Origin of the sequence: Helicobacter pylori NQ4053 (assembly GCF_000274605.1) — a bacterium.
Lineage (GTDB): Bacteria > Campylobacterota > Campylobacteria > Campylobacterales > Helicobacteraceae > Helicobacter > Helicobacter pylori_CV.
In genome coordinates this window covers 56,440-74,711 of the sequence record NZ_AKNV01000002.1, presented here as the reverse complement: position 1 = coordinate 74,711, position 18,272 = coordinate 56,440, and the positions used below count along the sequence as shown (strand labels likewise).

Genomic DNA, 18,272 nt, shown 5'->3' with positions numbered 1-18,272 from the left:
TAGCTTTTATATTAGTATTCTTTAGTAAATTTGTTGATATGGTGGGGAAGCTTCCAAGTGCCATCTTTGGCTTTCACAGGTTTAGCCAACTTAACGCTATAATGCGTACGCCTTTTTGCCGCTCTTGTCTTACTCACTCTTCTATCAGGTACTGCCATAAATTCTCCTTAATTTCAATCTGCATAATGGTAGTCTAATTTAATAGACTCCACTTCAGAGCGTAAAATTTCGCTCAAATCAATAAAACCATTGAAAGATTCAATAACATCTAAATTATCAAAATCCAAACTTTGGCTTTGCGTATCCCACAACCCGTCTGAAATATGCAAAACCAACGACTCATCAAGGCTTTTTTTAAACTCTTTACCGCTTATATCACAAATAAGCATCAATTCACCCTTAAGGCACGCTTCCAAGCGAAACAATTTCGCCCCCACCCGCACAACTTCGCCCTCTAAAACCACTCCCTCATGCTCTAAAGAAAACGCTTTAGGCACATTAAAAGCGATTTTACGCATTTCAAATTGCATGCTTACTTAAAAACGCCCTTAAACCTTAAAGATCTCTAGCGGCAAAAAAGAAAGCGATTTCATTGTGTGCGTTTTCCAAGCTATCGCTCCCATGCACCGCATTAGCGTCAATGCTTTCAGCAAAATCCGCTCTGATAGTGCCTTTTTGGGCGAGTTTGGGATCAGTCGCTCCCATAAGATCTCTGTTTTTAGCCACCGCATCTTCGCCCTCTAGAACCATAACCACCACCGGACCACTGACCATAAATTCTATTAGATCTTTAAAAAAAGGTCTCTCTCTGTGGATCGCATAAAAGTTTTCAGCATCTTTAACGCTCAAATGCAAGCGTTTCATAGCAACCACTTCCAAGCCGTTACTCTCAAAGCGATCAATGATCTTGCCTACCACTTTTTTCTTAAGTGCATCCGGTTTAATAATAGACAGCGTTCTTTGTTTCAATTTAAACTCCTTGTGAATTGTTGATTATACAAAAATTTTTTAAAATATTACCCTTAAAACATTTTTTTAACGCTTAAAGAACGCTTTAATCTCCTCAGCTTTGTTGGTTTTTTCCCAAGTGAATTCCTCTAATTCGCGCCCAAAATGCCCATAAGCTGAAGTGAGCGAATAAATGGGTCTTAATAAATCCAAGCTTTCAATAATGCCTTTTGGCGTGAGTTTGAAAACCGATTTCACGCATTTTTCCAACTCCGCGCTTGAATACTTGCTCGTGTTATGCGTGTTCACATAAACAGACACCGGCTCTATCACCCCAATCGCATAAGCAAGCTGCACGGTCGCTTTATCGCAAACCCCACTCGCTACCAAATTTTTAGCCACATAGCGGGCCGCATAAGCCGCGCTCCTATCCACTTTGCTAGGGTCTTTCCCGCTAAACGCTCCCCCGCCATGCGGGCAACTCCCCCCATAAGTATCCACGATGATTTTTCTGCCCGTCAAACCCGCATCGCCTTGTGGCCCACCGATAACGAATTTTCCTGTGGGATTGACAAAAAACTTGATATTGTCATGCAAATATTCTTTGGGTAAAACCTTATACACGATCTCTTCAATCACGGCTTCTTTTAAATGTTTTTGTGAAACTTCTGGGGAATGCTGGGTGGAAATAACAATCGTATCAATGCTTACAGGCTTGTTGTTTTCATAACGCACGCTCACTTGAGACTTGCCATCAGGCCTTAAAAAAGGCAGAGTGTTGTCTTTTCTTTTTTGAGCTAGAGCGAAAGTGAGCTGGTGCGCTAAATGAATGGGTAAGGGCATGAGCGTTTCAGTCTCTTTGCATGCATAACCAAACATAAGCCCTTGATCCCCTGCCCCAATCTCGCCATCTTCTCTATCCACGCCTTGATTAATATCAGGGCTTTGCTCGCCAACGCCATTCAAAACCGCCGCACTTCTGTAATCAAAGCCATAAAGAGCGTCTGTATAGCCAATCTTTTTAACCACTTCTCTTGCAATCTCTTGCATAGGGGCATAAACAGAAGTTTTTAACTCGCCAGTGATCATGCAAAAACCATTAGAAACTAAAGTCTCGCATGCGACTTTGGCTTTTTGATCGCGCTCAATGATGTAATCTAAAACTGCATCGCTGATTTGATCAGCCATTTTATCAGGATGCCCCTCGGTTACTGATTCAGAAGTGAAAAGAAAACTATCTTTCATTGATTGTCCTTATTAAAATAATCATTCGTGTTCAAAATGGGCTTATTATAGCTTATTTCATTCTTTAAGACTTAAAAAACCCTTTAGCTTTTTGCAACAAACTCGTTTTTTGCTGTTTCCTGAAATTCGTTCGTAAATGAGCCAGGAAATGGTGCCATTCATGGATTTCCATAGCAGGGATCGCTCCGGCAAAATTAGTGTTAGGGGGCAAGTCCTTACCCACCGCGCTTTTACCCCCAATTTGAGTGAATTCGCCCACATGCAAATGCCCCCCAATGCCCACTTGACCGCCAAAAACCACATTACGGCCAGTGGTTGTAGAGCCGCTCAAGCCCACTTGAGAGACGACGATGCTGTGCTCGCCTAAAACGCAATTATGCCCGATTTGAACCAGGTTATCAATCTTAACACCCTCTTTAATCAAAGTCTCGCCAAACACCGCCCGATCAATCGCTGTGTTAGCACCAATTTCTACATTTTTTTGAATCCTAACAATCCCCACATGCTCAATTTTGACATGCTCTCCTAAAGCGGTGTGCGCATAACCAAAGCCATCGCCTCCGATCACACTGCCTGCATGGATAGTAACATTGTCTTCTAAAATCGTGTTTTGATACAAAATAACACGAGGATACAAAACGCAATTTTTACCGATTTTAACCCCATCAGCAATCACCACGCCCGGATGAATCAAAGAGTTTTCGCCAATTTCTACGCCCTCTCCAATCACAACATTAGGCATGATCGTTACTTTTTCAAAATGTTTAGGCTCGCTAACGCTTTCTGGGTTTTTAAAAAAAGGGATTTTAAAGGCATGCGAAGCTTTGGCAAAGGCTAAATGCGGATTATCCACGATTAAAGCTTGCATGCGTTTTGGCACTTTAGAAGATTCTTTTTTACGGATAAACACCGCCCCGGCTTTGGAATCTTTTAAAAGTTTAAGGTAACGCGCTTGGTCAATATAGCTAATATCATTAGGCGTAGCCTTATCTAATTCCGCTAAAGCATGCACTTCAAAATCGTTTGAAAATTCCGTTTCAATAGAATAGGCGCTCAACAATTCGCTTAATTTCATCAATACCCCTTATTGTTCTTTATGCAAATCCCACAATAGCGTAGCTTTATTATCTTTTTCTTCCACAGCCCCCATGCCCATAACATGATAGCCAGCATCCACAAAATGCACTTCCCCACTCACCCCGCTAGACAAGCTAGAAAGCAAATACATCCCAGCATTGCCCACTTCTTCTAAACTCACATTTTTCCTTAAAGGAGCGTTGATTTCATTCCATTTTAAAATCATCCTAAAATCAGCGATCCCGCTAGAAGCGAGCGTCCTGATAGGCCCAGCCGATAGGGCATTCACTCTAATATTATGTTTGCCTAAATCCACCGCTAAATAACGCACCGCGCTCTCTAGGGCCGCTTTAGCCAACCCCATCACATTGTAATGCGCCATGTATTTGGTGCTGCCCAAATAGCTTAAAGTCAAAACAGACGCCCCGTTATTCAATAAGGGTTTTAGGGTGTTTGTCAGCTCTATTAAAGAATAAACAGAAATTTCCATAGCGGTGTTAAACGCACTTTTAGAAGTTTCTAACAAACTCCCTTCTAAAGCCTCTTTAGGGGCAAAGGCCACGCTATGAACGATAAAATCCAATGAGCCTAAATCCTTTTTAACGCTATTGTATAGCGACTTGAAGTGCTCTTCTTTACTCACATCTAATTCATACACATAGGGGCTATTCAATTCCTGCGCGATAGGCCTCACGCGCTTTTCTAAGCTCTCATTCAAATAAGTGAAAGCCAAAGTAGCCCCTTGATTGAAGCAAGATTGAGCGATCCCATAAGCGATGGATTTATTATTCGCGACCCCCACAATAAGTCCTTTTTTACCTTTTAAAAATCCCATGATTTTCCTTTATAAAAATGAAATGATTGTTTTAAAATTTTCTAATTCCCAAGACGCGCTCCCGATCAATAAGCCATCCACGCTATCAATCCCTAAAATTTCTTTAGCGTTTTGTGTATTCACGCTCCCCCCATACAATAAGGGCGTTTTTTGATTTAAGATTTGCTTTAAAAAACCATGCGTGAGATAAATATCTTCTAAAGAAGCGCTTTTTTTAGTGCCAATCGCCCAAATAGGCTCATAAGCCACAATTAAATTGGAATAATTAAGATCAATATTTTCTAATTGCTCGCTTAAAAATTCCTTTACAGCCACTAAACCCTTTTCTCTGGTTGTTAATTCTTCGCCAATACAATAAATAATTTTAAAATTTTACTTTTAAAAAAATCAAACTTTTCTTTCAAAAAGCTAGGGCTTTCCTTTAAAAGCACTCGCCTCTCGCTATGCCCTATTAAAAGCGTGTGGATTTTCAGTTCTTCTAAATGCTTTGAAGTGATTTCACCGGTAAAAGCCCCACAATCTCTAGGGTAAGCGTTTTGCACTCCTAAAGTGAAATGCAAAAACGAATTAGGCAATAACCCTAAAAAATCAGGGAATACAAACACCCTATCAAAATGCTGCGGTTTTAAAGTTTTTTCTAATTCTTTTAAATACGCATGGCTTTTAAAAATAGGCATAGCGGATTTAAAATTAGCCATGGCAATTTTTGTCATTGAACGATCCTTATTTTATAGGTGGTAACTATCCCTTATTATATCTAATAGCGTTTAAAAAATGTAAATTTTAAACAATGGCCCCCTTGAATTGAATTTTTTCCCAATTTAGGTTTTGTTTATAAGAAAAATTATTTCAAATGTAGTAAAATTAAGGCAGTGTTTTTGCGTCAAGCGATTTTAGGTTAATTTTGAGTTTTTAGGAGCAGTTTTTATGCAACAAGAAGAGATTATAGAGGGTTATTATGGCGCTAGCAAAGGGCTTAAAAAGAGCGGTATTTATGCTAAGCTGGATTTTTTACAGAGCGCTACGGGCTTGATTTTAGCGCTCTTTATGATAGCACACATGTTTTTAGTCTCAAGTATCTTGATTAGCGATGAAGCCATGTATAAAGTGGCGAAATTTTTTGAAGGGAGCTTGTTTTTAAAAGCGGGCGAGCCGGCTATTGTGAGCGTGGTTGCAGCAGGGGTGATTCTTATTTTAGTCGCACATGCTTTCTTGGCGTTAAGGAAATTCCCTATCAATTACAGGCAATACAAGGTTTTTAAAACCCACAAGCATTTGATGAAACATGGCGATACGAGTTTGTGGTTTATTCAAGCCTTAACCGGGTTTGCGATGTTTTTTTTAGCGAGTATCCACCTATTTGTCATGCTCACAGAGCCTGAAAGTATTGGGCCTCATGGCTCAAGCTATCGTTTTGTAACGCAAAACTTTTGGCTTTTGTATATTTTCTTATTGTTTGCCGTAGAATTGCATGGCTCTATTGGGTTGTATCGCTTAGCGATTAAATGGGGGTGGTTTAAGAATGCGAGCATTCAAGGCTTGAGAAAAGTCAAATGGGCGATGAGCGTGTTTTTCATTGTTTTAGGGCTTTGCACCTATGGGGCTTACATTAAAAAAGGTTTAGAAAATAAGGACAATGGCATTAAAACCATGCAAGAAGCCATAGAGGCTGATGGGAAATTCCACAAAGAATAAGGGTAGAAAATGAAAATAACATATTGTGATGCGCTAATTATTGGAGGCGGATTGGCCGGGTTAAGGGCTAGTATCGCATGCAAACAAAAGGGGTTAAACACCATCGTTTTAAGCCTAGTGCCTGTCAGGCGTTCGCACTCTGCAGCCGCTCAAGGGGGCATGCAAGCGAGCCTTGCGAACGCTAAAAAAAGCGAGGGCGATAATGAAGATTTGCACTTTTTAGACACGGTGAAGGGGAGCGATTGGGGGTGCGATCAGCAAGTGGCTAGAATGTTTGTAACCACTGCCCCTAAAGCCATTAGGGAATTGGCCAGTTGGGGGGTGCCTTGGACTAGGATTAAAAAGGGCGATAGGCCTGCGGTCGTCAATGGTGAGCATGTAATTATCACTGAAAGAGACGACAGGCATGGTTATATCTTAAGCCGTGATTTTGGCGGCACTAAAAAATGGCGCACATGCTTTACGGCTGATGCCACAGGGCATACCATGCTTTATGCGGTCGCTAATGAAGCCTTACACCACAAAGTGGATATTCAAGACAGAAAGGACATGCTCGCTTTCATTCATCATAATGATAAATGTTATGGGGCGGTGGTAAGGGATTTGATCACAGGCGAAATTTCAGCGTATGTTTCTAAAGGCACGCTTTTAGCTACCGGAGGTTATGGGCGCGTGTATAAACACACCACTAACGCCGTGATTTGCGATGGAGCCGGGGCTGCAAGCGCATTAGAAACTGGTGTGGCTAAATTAGGCAACATGGAAGCGGTGCAATTCCACCCTACCGCTTTAGTGCCAAGCGGGATTTTAATGACTGAAGGTTGTAGGGGCGATGGAGGGGTTTTAAGAGACAAGTTTGGCAGACGCTTCATGCCCGCTTATGAGCCGGAGAAAAAAGAGCTTGCGAGTAGGGATGTGGTCTCAAGGCGGATTTTAGAGCATATCCAAAAAGGCTATGGAGCCAAATCGCCCTATGGGGATCATGTGTGGCTGGATATTGCTATTTTAGGGCGTAACCATGTGGAAAAAAATTTAAGGGATGTGCGCGATATTGCCATGACTTTTGCGGGCATTGATCCGGCTGATAGCGAAGAGCAAACCAAAGACAACATGCAAGGAGCGCCCACTAATGAGCCTGAATACGGGCAAGCGATGGCTAAGCAAAAAGGCTGGATCCCCATAAAGCCCATGCAACACTATTCTATGGGTGGGGTTAGGACAAACCCTAAAGGCGAAACCCATTTAAAAGGCTTGTTTTGCGCAGGCGAAGCGGCATGCTGGGATTTGCATGGGTTTAACCGCTTGGGGGGTAATTCTGTGAGTGAAGCGGTGGTCGCTGGCATGATCATTGGGGATTATTTCGCGTCGCATTGTTTGGAAGCGCAAATTGAAATCAACACACAAAAAGTTGAAGCTTTCATTAAAGAAAGCCAAGATTATATGCATTTTTTATTGCATAATGAAGGCAAAGAAGACGTGTATGAAATTAGAGAACGCATGAAAGAAGTCATGGATGAAAAAGTGGGCGTTTTTAGGGAAGGCAAAAAATTAGAAGAAGCCCTTAAAGAATTGCAAGAGCTTTATGCACGCTCCAAAAACATTTGCGTGAAAAACAAGGTTTTACACAATAACCCTGAATTAGAAGACGCTTACCGCACCAAAAAAATGCTCAAACTCGCGCTTTGCATCACCCAAGGGGCGTTACTGCGCACTGAAAGCAGAGGGGCTCACACAAGGATTGACTACCCTAAAAGAGACGATGAAAAATGGCTTAATCGGACTCTAGCGAGCTGGCCTAGCGCTGAGCAAGACATGCCCACGATTGAATACGAAGAATTAGATGTGATGAAAATGGAAATCAGCCCTGATTTTAGGGGCTATGGCAAAAAGGGCAATTTCATTCCCCACCCCAAAAAAGAAGAGCGCGACGCTGAGATTTTGAAAACGATTTTAGAACTAGAAAAGCTCGGGAAAGACAGGGTAGAAGTCCAACACGCACTCATGCCTTTTGAATTGCAAGAAAAATACAAAGCCAGGAATATGCGTTTAGAAGATGAGGAAGTCAGGGCTAGGGGGGAACATTTGTATTCTTTCAATGTCCATGATTTATTAGACCAACACAACGCTAATTTAAAAGGAGAACACCATGAGTGATAATGAACGAACGATTGTAATTAGAGTGTTAAAATTTGACCCTCAAAGCGCGGTGAGCAAGCCGCATTTTAAAGAGTATCAATTGAAAGAAACGCCATCCATGACGCTCTTTATCGCTTTAAACCTCATTAGAGAGCATCAAGATCCAGATTTGAGCTTTGATTTTGTGTGCCGCGCTGGGATTTGCGGCTCTTGCGCGATGATGGTTAATGGGAGACCGAGACTGGCTTGTAAAACCCTAACTTCTAGCTTTGAAAGCGGGGTGATTACGCTCATGCCCATGCCCAGTTTTACGCTCATTAAAGATTTGAGCGTGAATACGGGCGATTGGTTTTTAGATATGACTAAAAGGGTGGAAAGCTGGGCGCATTCTAAAGAAGAAGTGGATATTACTAAGCCGGAAAAAAGGATTGAGCCTGATGAAGCCCAAGAAGTCTTTGAACTAGACAGGTGCATTGAATGCGGGTGCTGTATCGCTTCTTGCGGGACTAAACTCATGCGCCCTAATTTCATTGGAGCTGCTGGCATGAACAGAGCCATGCGTTTCATGATTGACAGCCACGATGAAAGAAGCGATGATGATTTTTATGAGTTAGTGGGCGATGATGATGGTGTTTTTGGGTGCATGAGCCTGATCGCTTGCCATGACACTTGCCCTAAAGAATTACCCTTGCAGAGCAGTATCGCCGCTTTGCGTAACCGAATGTTGAAAGTGGGTAAAAGCCGCTAACTTCTTTTTAGTGGGTCGTTTTTGAAAATCTTTTTAGTCCTTTTAAGCGTCTTTTTTTTTAATGGGTGTTTTGGGTTAGTCTATAAGACTCCCATTTCAAGCCCCCCTATCTCTTATGATCCCTACACTACCACCATTGGGAGCTTATACGCTAAAAATTTAAAAGAAAACCCTAACCATAGCGCGGCCATTCTTTTAGAAGATGGCTTTGACGCTTTATTGCACAGAGTGGGTCTTATTAGAATGAGCCAAAAAAGCATTGACATGCAAACTTATATCTATAAGAACGATCTTTCCTCTCAAGTGATCGCTAAAGAACTTTTAAATGCGGCCAATCGTGGGGTAAAAGTGCGCATCCTTTTAGACGATAACGGAGTGTATTCGGATTTTTCAGATATCATGCTCTTAAATTTCCATAAAAACATTGAAGTGAAAATTTTTAACCCCTACTATATCCGCAATAAAGGCTTGCGTTATTTTGAAATGCTTGCGGATTATGAGCGCATTAAAAAACGCATGCACAACAAGCTTTTCATCGTGGATAATTTCGCTGTCATTATAGGGGGGCGCAATATTGGGGATAATTATTTTGATAACGATTTAGACACGAATTTTTTAGATTTAGACGCTTTGTTTTTTGGGGGGGTTGCTTCAAAGGCCAAAGAAAGCTTTGAACGCTATTGGAGGTTCCACCGCTCTATCCCTGTTTCATTATTAAGAACCCATAAAAGACTCAAAAACAACGCTAAAGAAATCGCCAAGCTCCATGAAAAAATCCCTATCAGCGCTGAAGATATAAATGAGTTTGAAAAAAAAGTCAATGATTTTATAGATCGTTTCCAAAAATACCAATACCCCATTTATTATGGGAATGCCATTTTTTTAGCTGATTCACCCAAAAAAATTGACACGCCCTTGTATTCGCCCATCAAAATCGCTTTTGAGAAAGCCCTTAAAAACGCTAAGGACTCCGTTTTTATCGCTTCATCGTATTTTATTCCAGGCAAAAAGATGATGAAAATCTTTAAAAAACAAATTTCTAAGGGGATTGAATTGAATATTCTTACCAATTCCCTTTCATCAACGGACGCTATCGTAGTCTATGGGGCGTGGGAAAGGTATCGCAACCAATTAGTGCGAATGGGCGCGAATGTCTATGAAATACGAAACGATTTTTTCAACCGCCAGATTAAAGGGCGCTTTAGCACCAAACATTCCTTGCATGGCAAGACGATTGTTTTTGATGACAATTTAACGCTTCTAGGGAGTTTCAATATTGATCCGCGCTCTGCATACATCAACACTGAAAGCGCGGTTTTGTTTGACAACCCGTCTTTTGCTAAAAGGGTGCGCTTGTCGCTTAAAGATCATGCCCAGCAATCATGGCATTTAGTCTTGTATCGGCATAGAGTGATTTGGGAAGCGGTAGAAGAAGGCATTTTAATCCATGAAAAAACTTCGCCTGACACTTCCTTCTTTTTGCGCTTGATTAAAGAATGGTCTAAAGTCCTTCCTGAAAGAGAGCTTTAAAACTTTTAATGCCCTTTATTTTGCGAAAAAGCGATGTTATTGGTAACGGCGGCTAAAAGCGCTGAACACACAAACACCAAATGGATCACCACTTGCCAAAAAATGGGGTTATGCGATAAGGGCGTATCCTTAGGAATGCTGGATAAAACGTCTTCCAAACTCATGTAGCGTTTGAGCAAGAAAATTGCCGAAATGGCTACAATGGAGAGTGAAACCTTTAACTTTAAAGCGTTAAAATCCGTGTGCTTTAGCCAGGTGATTTCACTAGCATCCACCTTGTCTAATTTGGAAACAAAACTTTCATAACTGGCGAGCAACACCATTAAAACAAGCCCGGCCATAAACAACAAATCCACTAATCCTAAGGCTGATAAAACCAAATCCGTTTCGCTGATCGTGTTTAGGTGGCTTAGCATGTGCCACAACTCTTTCATGAACACATAGCCTAAAACCACCAACACTAACGACATGGCAATGCATAAAGGGGCTAGCAACCAACGAGTGGCAAACAACACTCTTTCAATCAACTTTTCTAGCATGTTCAAACTCTTTTAATTATGGCTTTTTGAAGCCTTGATTATAGCTAATTTTAAAAAACCTATTAAAGTGACTGATGCTTTCTTTTTGGTAAAATCATATGGATTGATAGTCTTAAAAGCTGTTTTAATCTTTTTTATATTACAATTCTTTCATGCGGTCTGGGTTTGTTACTTCTCCTTGACTGCTAGTAGTGAGTATGAATGTTTGATTTAAAACGCATGTTTTTCCATTTTTTACCTCTTACCCCTACTTTACTAAATGCTATTACTTTGTTTTAGCTGTCTTATATTTTGCTCGCTATTAAAAAGCCGTCATATTCTTTGCTATCCATTAAATTCATAACGCTCTTTATTTTTTAAATGGGATTACTTTATTTTAGTTTTATACAAAACTCTTAAGAAAATAGGGGTATTTTGCAAACTCTCCCCCATAAATCCCTCTAACCCCTAAGAGTGCATCACAAGAAATTATCGCTTGACTAACGCTAAACTCTTTTAAGTTTGTAAAATCTTTAACGAATCTCTATGACAACCGGTTTAGTCATCTTCTTGCTGACTTCATCGGCATGCATTAAGGCTTCTTGCTTGCTCTTATACGGGCCTATGAGGTAGCGTTTAGTAGCCCCCCTATCTTCAATTTTATGGGGGAATTGATTAAACGCTTGTAAAAAGGCTTTGTTGGGCGTGTGCGCAAAAACCCCCACTTGCAAATAATGCCCTTTAGTAAGAGTGGTTTTAGAATTAGCTTTCTTAGAAACTTCTTTATGGGTTTCTTTTTTGACTTTAGGCTCTTTAGCCGCATGCGTAGCTTTATCTTTATGCGCTTCTTTATCTTTATGCGCTACTTTAGGCTTTTTATGGGGGGTTTCTTTTTTAGCTACAGCCTGAGATTCTTTTGGAGCACTAGTGTGTTCAACAACTTTTAATTCTTTTTGAGCTTCTTTGGTTTCTTCTGCTGTTTTCATCTCCGTTTGAGTTTGATCGGTTTGAACGGGCATGTTAAACGCATCATTTTCTTGTTTTTTAACATTATCCGCCACTTTGTCTAGTTTGTCTTCTTGCTTGGAAGGATCCAAATTCAAGCTTTCAAACTCATCGTCTTTTTTCTCATCTTTAGTGTTGCCTATTTTTTGCATCCCGCTATCGGTTTGTAAAAAAGTCTCTTTAGGAGCGACTCTCGTGCTTTTCCAAAACACCATTAAAAGCACCGCTAAAATGATAATGGCTATAGCCACGATCAAAAACACCTTTTTAGTGCCGCCCCCATTATTTTCTTCTTCTAAGATCACTTCATTCAGTCTTTCTTTTTCTGACATTAAAAATCCTTTCAAAAATGGTTATAAATGCTTCGCCCAAGAGCTTCCTCGCTCTTTTGCAAACACTTCATAAGGTAAAGCTAAAATATTAAATTCCTTAGGCCATTCGTTGCTAGGGAATATCCTCCATTCTTTAGGCAACCCTTGCGCTAATTTCATGGACAAAGTTTTAATCAGCCTTTCACCTTCGCCTAATTCCGTATGCCCCTTATGCACATACAAATGCAAATGCCCTGGCGTTTTGGTGTTATAAGCGGTAAAATTCATAAAACCCTCTTCACGAAGTAATAACTGCGCCTTATGGTAAAAACGCTCCGGGTTCCTCCCGTTATAATCAAACACAATGTTTTCCACCTTATCGTTACGCAAGATGAGATTGTGCGCGATTTCTATTTCTTTTTTCAAATGCTTTTGAATGAGCGAGCTTGTAAGCATGGCATTCACTCTTTGGAATTTATTATAGAAGCAACGCCCCGCATAATCCATTCTCTCCCCCAAGCCTGGTTTTTTTTCAAAATAATGGCTTGTGTCTATCTTAATGAGCTTTAATTCCATTTCTGTCATCTTGACTCCCTTAAAAAATGGGTTGGTGGTACACAGGGAATTGACTAGCCATGGCCTTCAATTCTTCTTTCACATGCAATTGCAAACTAACATTATTAATATCATTCAAAATATCTGATATTTTATTCCCTATGATTTCAAATTCTTTAGCTCCCATGCCCCTTGCGCTCAATGCCGCTGAGCCAATCCTTATCCCGCTCGTTACAAAAGGGCTGCGCGTTTCGCCAGGAATGGTGTTTTTATTCACGGTGATTCCGGCATTCCCTAATGCAATATCAGCGTCTTTCCCGCTATAAGGCTTATCCAAGAAATCCATTAAAAGCAAATGGTTAGAAGTGCCACCGCTCACTAACTTGTGGTTTTTTTCTTTTAACGATTTAGCGAGAACTTGCATGTTAGATTTCACTAATTGTGCGTAAGCTTTAAATTCTGGTTTTAGATTCTCTTTAAACCCCACCGCTTTAGCAGCAATTACATGCATCAAAGGCCCGCCTTGAGTCCCTGGAAAAATCGCTTTATCAATCTTAGCCGCTATTTCTTCATCATTAGTTAAAATAAGCCCTCCTCTAGGCCCTCTTAAGGTCTTATGAGTGGTACTTGAAACCACATGGCAATGCGGGAAAGGATGGGCATGCTCATTAGTTACCACAAGCCCTGCCACATGGGCTATATCGCCTAATAGTAACGCTCCCACTTCATCAGCGATTTCTCTAAATTTCTTAAAATCAATCTCCCTTGGATAGGCTGAAAACCCGCACACAATGATTTCTGGTTTAACGCTTTGAGCGATTTTTAGCGCCTCTTCATAATCAATATAGCCATCCAAATTCACGCCATAAGAAAAGCTCTGATAGTGCTTGCCGGTTAAACTCACTTTAGCGCCATGCGTTAAATGCCCTCCACAGCTTAAATCCATGCCTAAAATCTTGTCATAAGGCTTTAAAAGAGCGTGATAGACAGCGTTATTAGCTTGTGAGCCTGAATGCGCTTGCACGTTAGCGAACTGGCAATTAAAAAGCTTTTTAGCCCTTTCTATGGCTAGGCTTTCTATTTTATCCACCACTTCACAGCCTCCATAATAGCGCTTGTTAGGATAGCCTTCAGCGTATTTATTCGTTAAAATACTCCCCATAGCCTCCATGACACTAGGAAAAGTGTAATTCTCGCTCGCTATCATTTCTAAATGCTCATTTTGCCGCTTATATTCTTCAAAGATAAGCTCAAAAATTTCACTATCCGTTTGTTCTAAAAAATACGCCATTATTCTTCACTCTCCACATTAAAATCGTTTTTAACAGGACGCATCGCTGGGAATAAAATCACATCTTTAATGCTTTTAGCTCCAGTGAGTAACATCACTAATCGATCAATGCCTATGCCTTGCCCTGCAGTGGGGGGCATCCCATGGGCTAATGCCCACACGTAATCTTCGTCCATGTATTGGGCTTCTTCATCGCCTTTTTCTTTTTCAGCCACTTGGTTTTTAAAGCGCTCTAATTGATCTAAAGGGTCATTCAACTCGCTAAAGCCGTTAGCGATTTCTTTACCTGCAATAAACAATTCAAACCTGTCAGCAATATTAGGGTTACTATCGTTGCGTCTGGCTAAAGGGCTAATCTCAATAGGGTATTGGGTTACAAAAGTGGGGTTAATGAGTTGGTGTTCTACAAAATGATCAAACGCTTCAGCGAGCAATTTACCATAAGTGAGATTTGGCTCTACTTTGATGCCTTGCTCTAACAAATAAGCCAAAAGCCTGTCTTCTTTTTCTAAAATACCCTTACTAATGCCCCCTATCGTTTCTAAAGCGTCCAAGTAAGAAATCACGCTCGTTTGGTTGAAATCCACTTCCATATCGTTATAAATGATTTTTGAATCCAAATTTAAAGTCTTTAGCAAGTAGTCAAACAACCTCTTACTGAGTTCAATCAAATCTTCATAAGTGTGATACGCCCAATAAAATTCAATCATCGTGAATTCGGGGTTATGGCTGTGATCCATGCCCTCATTCCTGAAATTACGATTGATTTCAAACACCGCCTCAAAACCCCCCACAATCAAGCGTTTGAGGTATAATTCTGGGGCGATTCTTAAATACCTCTCCACCTCTAAAGCGTTATGATAAGTGATGAAAGGCCTTGCGTTCGCCCCGCCAGGAATGGGGTGCATCATAGGGGTTTCCACTTCTAAAAACCCTTCCATTTCAAAAAATTTCCGCACGCTAGAGACAATCAAACTGCGCTTTTTAAACACATCTTTAACGCTAGGATTGACGATCAAATCCAAGTAGCGCTGGCGGTAGCGCAATTCTATATCGCTTAATCCATGAAACTTTTCAGGTAAAGGCACGATGGTTTTGCTTAAAATGTGAAATTCTAGGGCATGAACGCTTAATTCACCGGTTTTGGTAGCAAAAGGGAAACCTTTCACCAACACAATATCGCCCACTTCTAAATGCTTTTTCAAGCTTTTAAACTCATCGTTCAATTCATTTTGCGAAACATAAGCTTGTAAAATCGCGCTTTCATCTTCAATTTTAATAAAACATGCCTTACCCATTAAACGCAAAAGCTTGACCCTCCCTACAACGCTCTCGCATTTTTCTTTGTCTTTAGGCTCTTCTAAACCCTTAACGTAAGCGTATTTTTCTAAAAAAGCGGCGTTTGTCAGACTCCGTTTCAAGCCATTTTTATAAGGGTTTTTGCCTTCTTCTCTCAAGCTATTGGCTTTATGGATGCGTTGTTGGATGTATTGGTTAGAAAACATGTCGTGCCTTTATAGGGGTTCTTTATTAGATGGGGTTGGGATTGGTGGGGTTTGGTTGGGTTTATTGTGTTTTGGCTCTAGCATATTTTTAGGCAAATCTTTAGCCTTTTCTTTTAAAGCTTCTACGCCCTTATCCGTAGCCTTATTAAAAGATTCTTTGGCGTTATCAATAGATTCTTTATTTTTAACTTCATCGCTCATTTCTTCAAGGTTGTCTTTAAGGTTTTTCTCCACATGTTTGACGCCATCAAGGCGCATGATCTTACTAGCGATGCTTTTCATGGTGGGGAAAATAGCGCTCTTTTCTTGCAAATAGGCGTTAGCGTCTTTCATTACTTCCATTTTAGAGAGTGCATAAAGGATGAAAGAAAGCACTAAAAAAGTCTTTAAACATGAAAAAATAAACCCTAACGCTTTGTCTATAATGCCTAACCCGCTAAAGACTAACACCTTGCCTAGCAACACTCCAAGAGCTAAAAAAAACACCCAAATGGACGCCAACACCAGTAAAAAACCAATGAGATTGGTCATGGTTTCATTTCTTAAATCATACAAATGCTCTGAAAATAAATTCCCAACAGCCACAGAATAGCAAGACGCCAAATAAACGCCAAGCACAATCCCCAAAGTCGCTGCTATTTCACTCACGAAGCCATGATAAAACCCCCTAATCCCAAAGGCTACCACTACCACAAGTAACGCCAAATCAATATAGTTCAAACCCTAAACCCAAACCTTTCTCTCATTATCTCTATCTCATATAAGGATAGTCGCAGCGTTCTAAAACAAACACCCATCATTCTTAAATCATGCCAATTCACGCTCTTTAGGCTTGAAATTTGAAAATAATAACACAACTTAAAAAAAACTACCCTTAAAAAAATCAATCTAAAATTCTTAAATTAAAATATAGCTATAATACACTAAAACAATCTCAAGGTTTCAAAATCTAGCCATGCGTCTTATTCTGTTCAATCAAAACGCTTTTTTATTGGCATGCATGTTTGTTTCAAGCGTGTATGTGAACGCTGTTTTAGACGCTTATGCGATTGAAAACCCCTATATTTCTATCATACTCACAAGCCTATTAGCCCCTTTAAGCATGCTAGCGTTTTTAAAAACCCCTAGAAATAGCGCTTTTGCTTTGGGGTTTTTCGTGGGGGCGTTATTGTTTTATTGGTGCGCTTTAAGCTTTCGCTACTCGGATTTCACTTACTTATTGCCCTTAATCATTGTTTTAATAGCGTTAGTTTATGGGGTTTTATTTTATTTGTTGCTCTATTTTGAAAACCCCTACTTCAGGCTTTTGAGTTTTTTAGGCTCTAGTTTTATCCACCCTTTTGGATTTGATTGGTTAGTCCCGGATAGCTTTTTTTCTTATAGCGTGTTTAGGGTGGATAAATTATCGCTAGGGCTTATTTTTTTAGCTTGCATTTTTTTGAGCGCTCAAAATCTTAAAAAATACAGAATGATAGGGGTTTTATTGCTGCTTGGCGCGTTGGATTTTCATTTCTTTAAAACAAGCGATTTAAAAAAGGTTGGAAATATTGAATTAGTTTCCACAAGAACGCCCCAAGATTTGAAATTTGATTCAAACTACCTTAACAACATTGAAAACAATATTCTTAAAGAAATCAAGCTCGCTCAAAGCAAGCAAAAAACCCTGATTGTTTTTCCAGAGACCGCTTACCCTATCGCTTTAGAAAACTCCCCTTTTAAAACCCAACTAGAAGATTTAAGCGACAAGATCGCCATTTTAATAGGGACATTGCGCACCCAAGGCTATAGCCTTTATAACAGCTCGTTTTTATTTTCTAAAGAAGGCGTTCAGATCGCTGATAAAGTGATCTTAGCCCCCTTTGGCGAGACCATGCCTTTACCCAAGTTTCTTCAAAAACCCCTTGAAAAGCTCTTTTTTGGCGAGAGCGCTTATTCATACCGCAACGCTCCCCATTTCAGCGATTTTACATTAGACGATTTCACTTTCCGCCCCCTGATTTGCTATGAAGGCACTTCCAAAGCCGCTTATTCAAACAGCCCTTCAAAAATTTTTATAGTGATGAGCAATAACGCATGGTTTAGCCCAAGCATTGAACCCACCCTACAAAAAACGCTTTTAAAATACTATGCAAGGCGTTATGATAAAATCATCTTGCACAGCGCGAACTTTTCAACTTCTTACATTCTAAACCCTAGTTTATTAGGCGATATTCTTTTTAGGAAACGATAATGATTAAAGCGATTAATATTTCTCATGCTTTTGAAAAGCCTCTTTATAATGGCGTGAATTTGCACATCAAGCCCAAAGAAAGCCTAGCGATTTTAGGCGTGAGTGGGAGCGGTAAAAGCACGCTTTTAAGCCATTTAGCCACCATGCTAAAACCCAATAGTGGGACGATCGGTTTGTTAGAACACCAGGATATTTATGCCTTAAATTCCAAAAAGCTTTTGGAATTACGGCGCTTAAAAGTGGGCATAATCTTCCAATCGCATTACCTTTTTAAGGGTTTTAGCGCTTTAGAAAACTTGCAAGTCGCTTCAATCCTAGCCAAGCAAGAAATAAATCATTCCCTTTTAGAACAATTAGGTATAGCCCACACCCTAAAACAAGGCGTGGGCGAATTGAGCGGCGGCCAGCAACAACGCTTAAGCATCGCCAGAGTGCTTTCTAAAAAACCCCAAATCATTATCGCTGATGAACCCACCGGGAATTTAGACACCACTAGCGCTAATCAAGTCATCAGCATGCTGCAAAATTACATTACAGAAAACGAAGGGGCGTTAGTCTTAGCCACGCATGATGAGCATTTAGCCTTCACTTGCTCTCAAGTCTATCGCTTAGAAAAAGAATCTTTAATTAAGGAAAAATAAAA

The 18,272-nt window shown here is 40.3% G+C and carries 18 protein-coding genes and 1 pseudogene; 6 read left to right on the top strand and 13 right to left on the bottom strand.

The annotated features are described in order from the left end of the window. Nucleotides 1-11: 11 nt before the first annotated feature. The 7 genes and pseudogenes from rpmF to AYS37_RS08465 form a co-directional block, all read right to left on the bottom strand. On the bottom strand, nucleotides 12-158 hold the full coding sequence (gene rpmF, locus AYS37_RS01335; protein WP_000290431.1) for a 50S ribosomal protein L32: 147 nt from the start codon (nucleotides 156-158) through the stop codon (nucleotides 12-14). 15 nt (nucleotides 159-173) lie between these two features. Beyond that, entirely contained in the window at nucleotides 174-530 is a 357-nt protein-coding gene (locus AYS37_RS01330) for a DUF177 domain-containing protein (protein ID WP_001159235.1), read from the bottom strand. 25 nt (nucleotides 531-555) lie between these two features. After that, the gene (ndk, locus tag AYS37_RS01325) at nucleotides 556-969 is read right to left on the bottom strand and encodes a nucleoside-diphosphate kinase (RefSeq protein ID WP_000813742.1); all 414 of its coding nucleotides are present in this window, start codon (nucleotides 967-969) and stop codon (nucleotides 556-558) included. A gap of 66 nt (nucleotides 970-1,035) precedes the next feature. Beyond that, nucleotides 1,036-2,193: a methionine adenosyltransferase gene (gene metK / locus AYS37_RS01320; RefSeq protein WP_000655170.1), complete on the bottom strand. Its 1,158-nt coding sequence runs from the start codon at nucleotides 2,191-2,193 to the stop codon at nucleotides 1,036-1,038. Between the two features lie 64 nt (nucleotides 2,194-2,257). Then, complete coding sequence (gene lpxD / locus AYS37_RS01315) at nucleotides 2,258-3,268, bottom strand: UDP-3-O-(3-hydroxymyristoyl)glucosamine N-acyltransferase (protein ID WP_000777082.1); 1,011 nt, start codon at nucleotides 3,266-3,268, stop codon at nucleotides 2,258-2,260. A 9-nt stretch (nucleotides 3,269-3,277) separates the two neighbouring features. Next, nucleotides 3,278-4,105 (bottom strand): enoyl-ACP reductase FabI, encoded by an 828-nt coding sequence (fabI, locus tag AYS37_RS01310; protein WP_000506221.1) that lies wholly within the window; start codon nucleotides 4,103-4,105, stop codon nucleotides 3,278-3,280. A gap of 9 nt (nucleotides 4,106-4,114) precedes the next feature. Beyond that, nucleotides 4,115-4,818 (bottom strand): annotated as a pseudogene (locus tag AYS37_RS08465) (triose-phosphate isomerase). 214 nt (nucleotides 4,819-5,032) lie between these two features. On the opposite strand from AYS37_RS08465, the gene AYS37_RS01300 reads away from it, so the two are divergent. Genes AYS37_RS01300 through clsC form a run of 4 tightly spaced genes read left to right on the top strand, consistent with a single transcriptional unit; the run spans nucleotide 5,033 to nucleotide 10,214 of the window. Further along, nucleotides 5,033-5,800: a fumarate reductase cytochrome b subunit gene (locus AYS37_RS01300; protein ID WP_001183639.1), complete on the top strand. Its 768-nt coding sequence runs from the start codon at nucleotides 5,033-5,035 to the stop codon at nucleotides 5,798-5,800. 9 nt (nucleotides 5,801-5,809) lie between these two features. Then, nucleotides 5,810-7,954, top strand: coding sequence for a fumarate reductase flavoprotein subunit (locus AYS37_RS01295; RefSeq protein WP_000705970.1), 2,145 nt, complete (start codon nucleotides 5,810-5,812; stop codon nucleotides 7,952-7,954). After that, entirely contained in the window at nucleotides 7,947-8,684 is a 738-nt protein-coding gene (locus AYS37_RS01290; RefSeq protein WP_001282402.1) for a fumarate reductase iron-sulfur subunit, read from the top strand. Before AYS37_RS01295 ends, AYS37_RS01290 begins: the two co-directional genes overlap by 8 nt. A gap of 21 nt (nucleotides 8,685-8,705) precedes the next feature. After that, the gene (clsC, locus tag AYS37_RS01285; protein ID WP_000689122.1) at nucleotides 8,706-10,214 is read left to right on the top strand and encodes a cardiolipin synthase ClsC; all 1,509 of its coding nucleotides are present in this window, start codon (nucleotides 8,706-8,708) and stop codon (nucleotides 10,212-10,214) included. A 5-nt stretch (nucleotides 10,215-10,219) separates the two neighbouring features. Here clsC and AYS37_RS01280 read toward each other — a convergent pair whose 3' ends face one another. The 6 genes from AYS37_RS01280 to AYS37_RS01255 all read right to left on the bottom strand — a co-directional run bounded on the left by AYS37_RS01280 (nucleotide 10,220) and on the right by AYS37_RS01255 (nucleotide 16,119). Further along, nucleotides 10,220-10,753, bottom strand: a complete 534-nt coding sequence (locus tag AYS37_RS01280; RefSeq protein ID WP_000890459.1) for a TIGR00645 family protein — start codon at nucleotides 10,751-10,753, stop codon at nucleotides 10,220-10,222. Between the two features lie 512 nt (nucleotides 10,754-11,265). Further along, nucleotides 11,266-12,069, bottom strand: coding sequence for a hypothetical protein (locus AYS37_RS01275; protein WP_001290502.1), 804 nt, complete (start codon nucleotides 12,067-12,069; stop codon nucleotides 11,266-11,268). Between the two features lie 21 nt (nucleotides 12,070-12,090). After that, a complete protein-coding gene (locus AYS37_RS01270; RefSeq protein ID WP_000138063.1) occupies nucleotides 12,091-12,633 on the bottom strand; it encodes a DUF1882 domain-containing protein in 543 nt (180 codons plus the stop codon). Nucleotides 12,634-12,643: 10 nt separating this feature from the next. After that, nucleotides 12,644-13,894 carry a serine hydroxymethyltransferase gene (locus tag AYS37_RS01265; protein ID WP_000323137.1) on the bottom strand — a complete coding sequence of 417 codons (1,251 nt, stop codon included), beginning with the start codon at nucleotides 13,892-13,894 and terminating at the stop codon, nucleotides 12,644-12,646. Continuing rightward, entirely contained in the window at nucleotides 13,894-15,399 is a 1,506-nt protein-coding gene (gene lysS, locus AYS37_RS01260; RefSeq protein WP_000492545.1) for a lysine--tRNA ligase, read from the bottom strand. The genes AYS37_RS01265 and lysS overlap by 1 nt, the downstream gene beginning before the upstream one ends. A 9-nt stretch (nucleotides 15,400-15,408) precedes the next feature. After that, the gene (locus tag AYS37_RS01255; protein ID WP_001106253.1) at nucleotides 15,409-16,119 is read right to left on the bottom strand and encodes a CvpA family protein; all 711 of its coding nucleotides are present in this window, start codon (nucleotides 16,117-16,119) and stop codon (nucleotides 15,409-15,411) included. Nucleotides 16,120-16,354: 235 nt separating this feature from the next. Here AYS37_RS01255 and AYS37_RS01250 point away from each other — a divergent pair, with 235 nt between their 5' ends. Then, nucleotides 16,355-17,629 (top strand): apolipoprotein N-acyltransferase, encoded by a 1,275-nt coding sequence (locus AYS37_RS01250; RefSeq protein ID WP_001236975.1) that lies wholly within the window; start codon nucleotides 16,355-16,357, stop codon nucleotides 17,627-17,629. Beyond that, a complete protein-coding gene (locus AYS37_RS01245) occupies nucleotides 17,629-18,270 on the top strand; it encodes an ABC transporter ATP-binding protein (protein ID WP_000588223.1) in 642 nt (213 codons plus the stop codon). Before AYS37_RS01250 ends, AYS37_RS01245 begins: the two co-directional genes overlap by 1 nt. Nucleotides 18,271-18,272 lie beyond the last annotated feature (2 nt).

Excerpts from the sequence above, each read along its gene's own strand:
- AYS37_RS01290 (WP_001282402.1), top strand. The coding sequence starts at position 7,947 with ATGAGTGATAATGAACGAACGATTGTAATTAGAGTGTTAAAATTTGAC.
- AYS37_RS01295 (WP_000705970.1), top strand. The coding sequence starts at position 5,810 with ATGAAAATAACATATTGTGATGCGCTAATTATTGGAGGCGGATTGGCC.
- AYS37_RS01330 (WP_001159235.1), bottom strand. The coding sequence starts at position 530 with ATGCAATTTGAAATGCGTAAAATCGCTTTTAATGTGCCTAAAGCGTTT.
- lysS (WP_000492545.1), bottom strand. The coding sequence starts at position 15,399 with ATGTTTTCTAACCAATACATCCAACAACGCATCCATAAAGCCAATAGC.
- rpmF (WP_000290431.1), bottom strand. The coding sequence starts at position 158 with ATGGCAGTACCTGATAGAAGAGTGAGTAAGACAAGAGCGGCAAAAAGG.
- AYS37_RS01245 (WP_000588223.1), top strand. The coding sequence starts at position 17,629 with ATGATTAAAGCGATTAATATTTCTCATGCTTTTGAAAAGCCTCTTTAT.
- fabI (WP_000506221.1), bottom strand. The coding sequence starts at position 4,105 with ATGGGATTTTTAAAAGGTAAAAAAGGACTTATTGTGGGGGTCGCGAAT.
- lpxD (WP_000777082.1), bottom strand. The coding sequence starts at position 3,268 with ATGAAATTAAGCGAATTGTTGAGCGCCTATTCTATTGAAACGGAATTT.
- AYS37_RS01250 (WP_001236975.1), top strand. The coding sequence starts at position 16,355 with ATGCGTCTTATTCTGTTCAATCAAAACGCTTTTTTATTGGCATGCATG.
- AYS37_RS01265 (WP_000323137.1), bottom strand. The coding sequence starts at position 13,894 with ATGGCGTATTTTTTAGAACAAACGGATAGTGAAATTTTTGAGCTTATC.
- AYS37_RS01280 (WP_000890459.1), bottom strand. The coding sequence starts at position 10,753 with ATGCTAGAAAAGTTGATTGAAAGAGTGTTGTTTGCCACTCGTTGGTTG.
- AYS37_RS01270 (WP_000138063.1), bottom strand. The coding sequence starts at position 12,633 with ATGACAGAAATGGAATTAAAGCTCATTAAGATAGACACAAGCCATTAT.
- metK (WP_000655170.1), bottom strand. The coding sequence starts at position 2,193 with ATGAAAGATAGTTTTCTTTTCACTTCTGAATCAGTAACCGAGGGGCAT.
- AYS37_RS01300 (WP_001183639.1), top strand. The coding sequence starts at position 5,033 with ATGCAACAAGAAGAGATTATAGAGGGTTATTATGGCGCTAGCAAAGGG.
- AYS37_RS01275 (WP_001290502.1), bottom strand. The coding sequence starts at position 12,069 with ATGTCAGAAAAAGAAAGACTGAATGAAGTGATCTTAGAAGAAGAAAAT.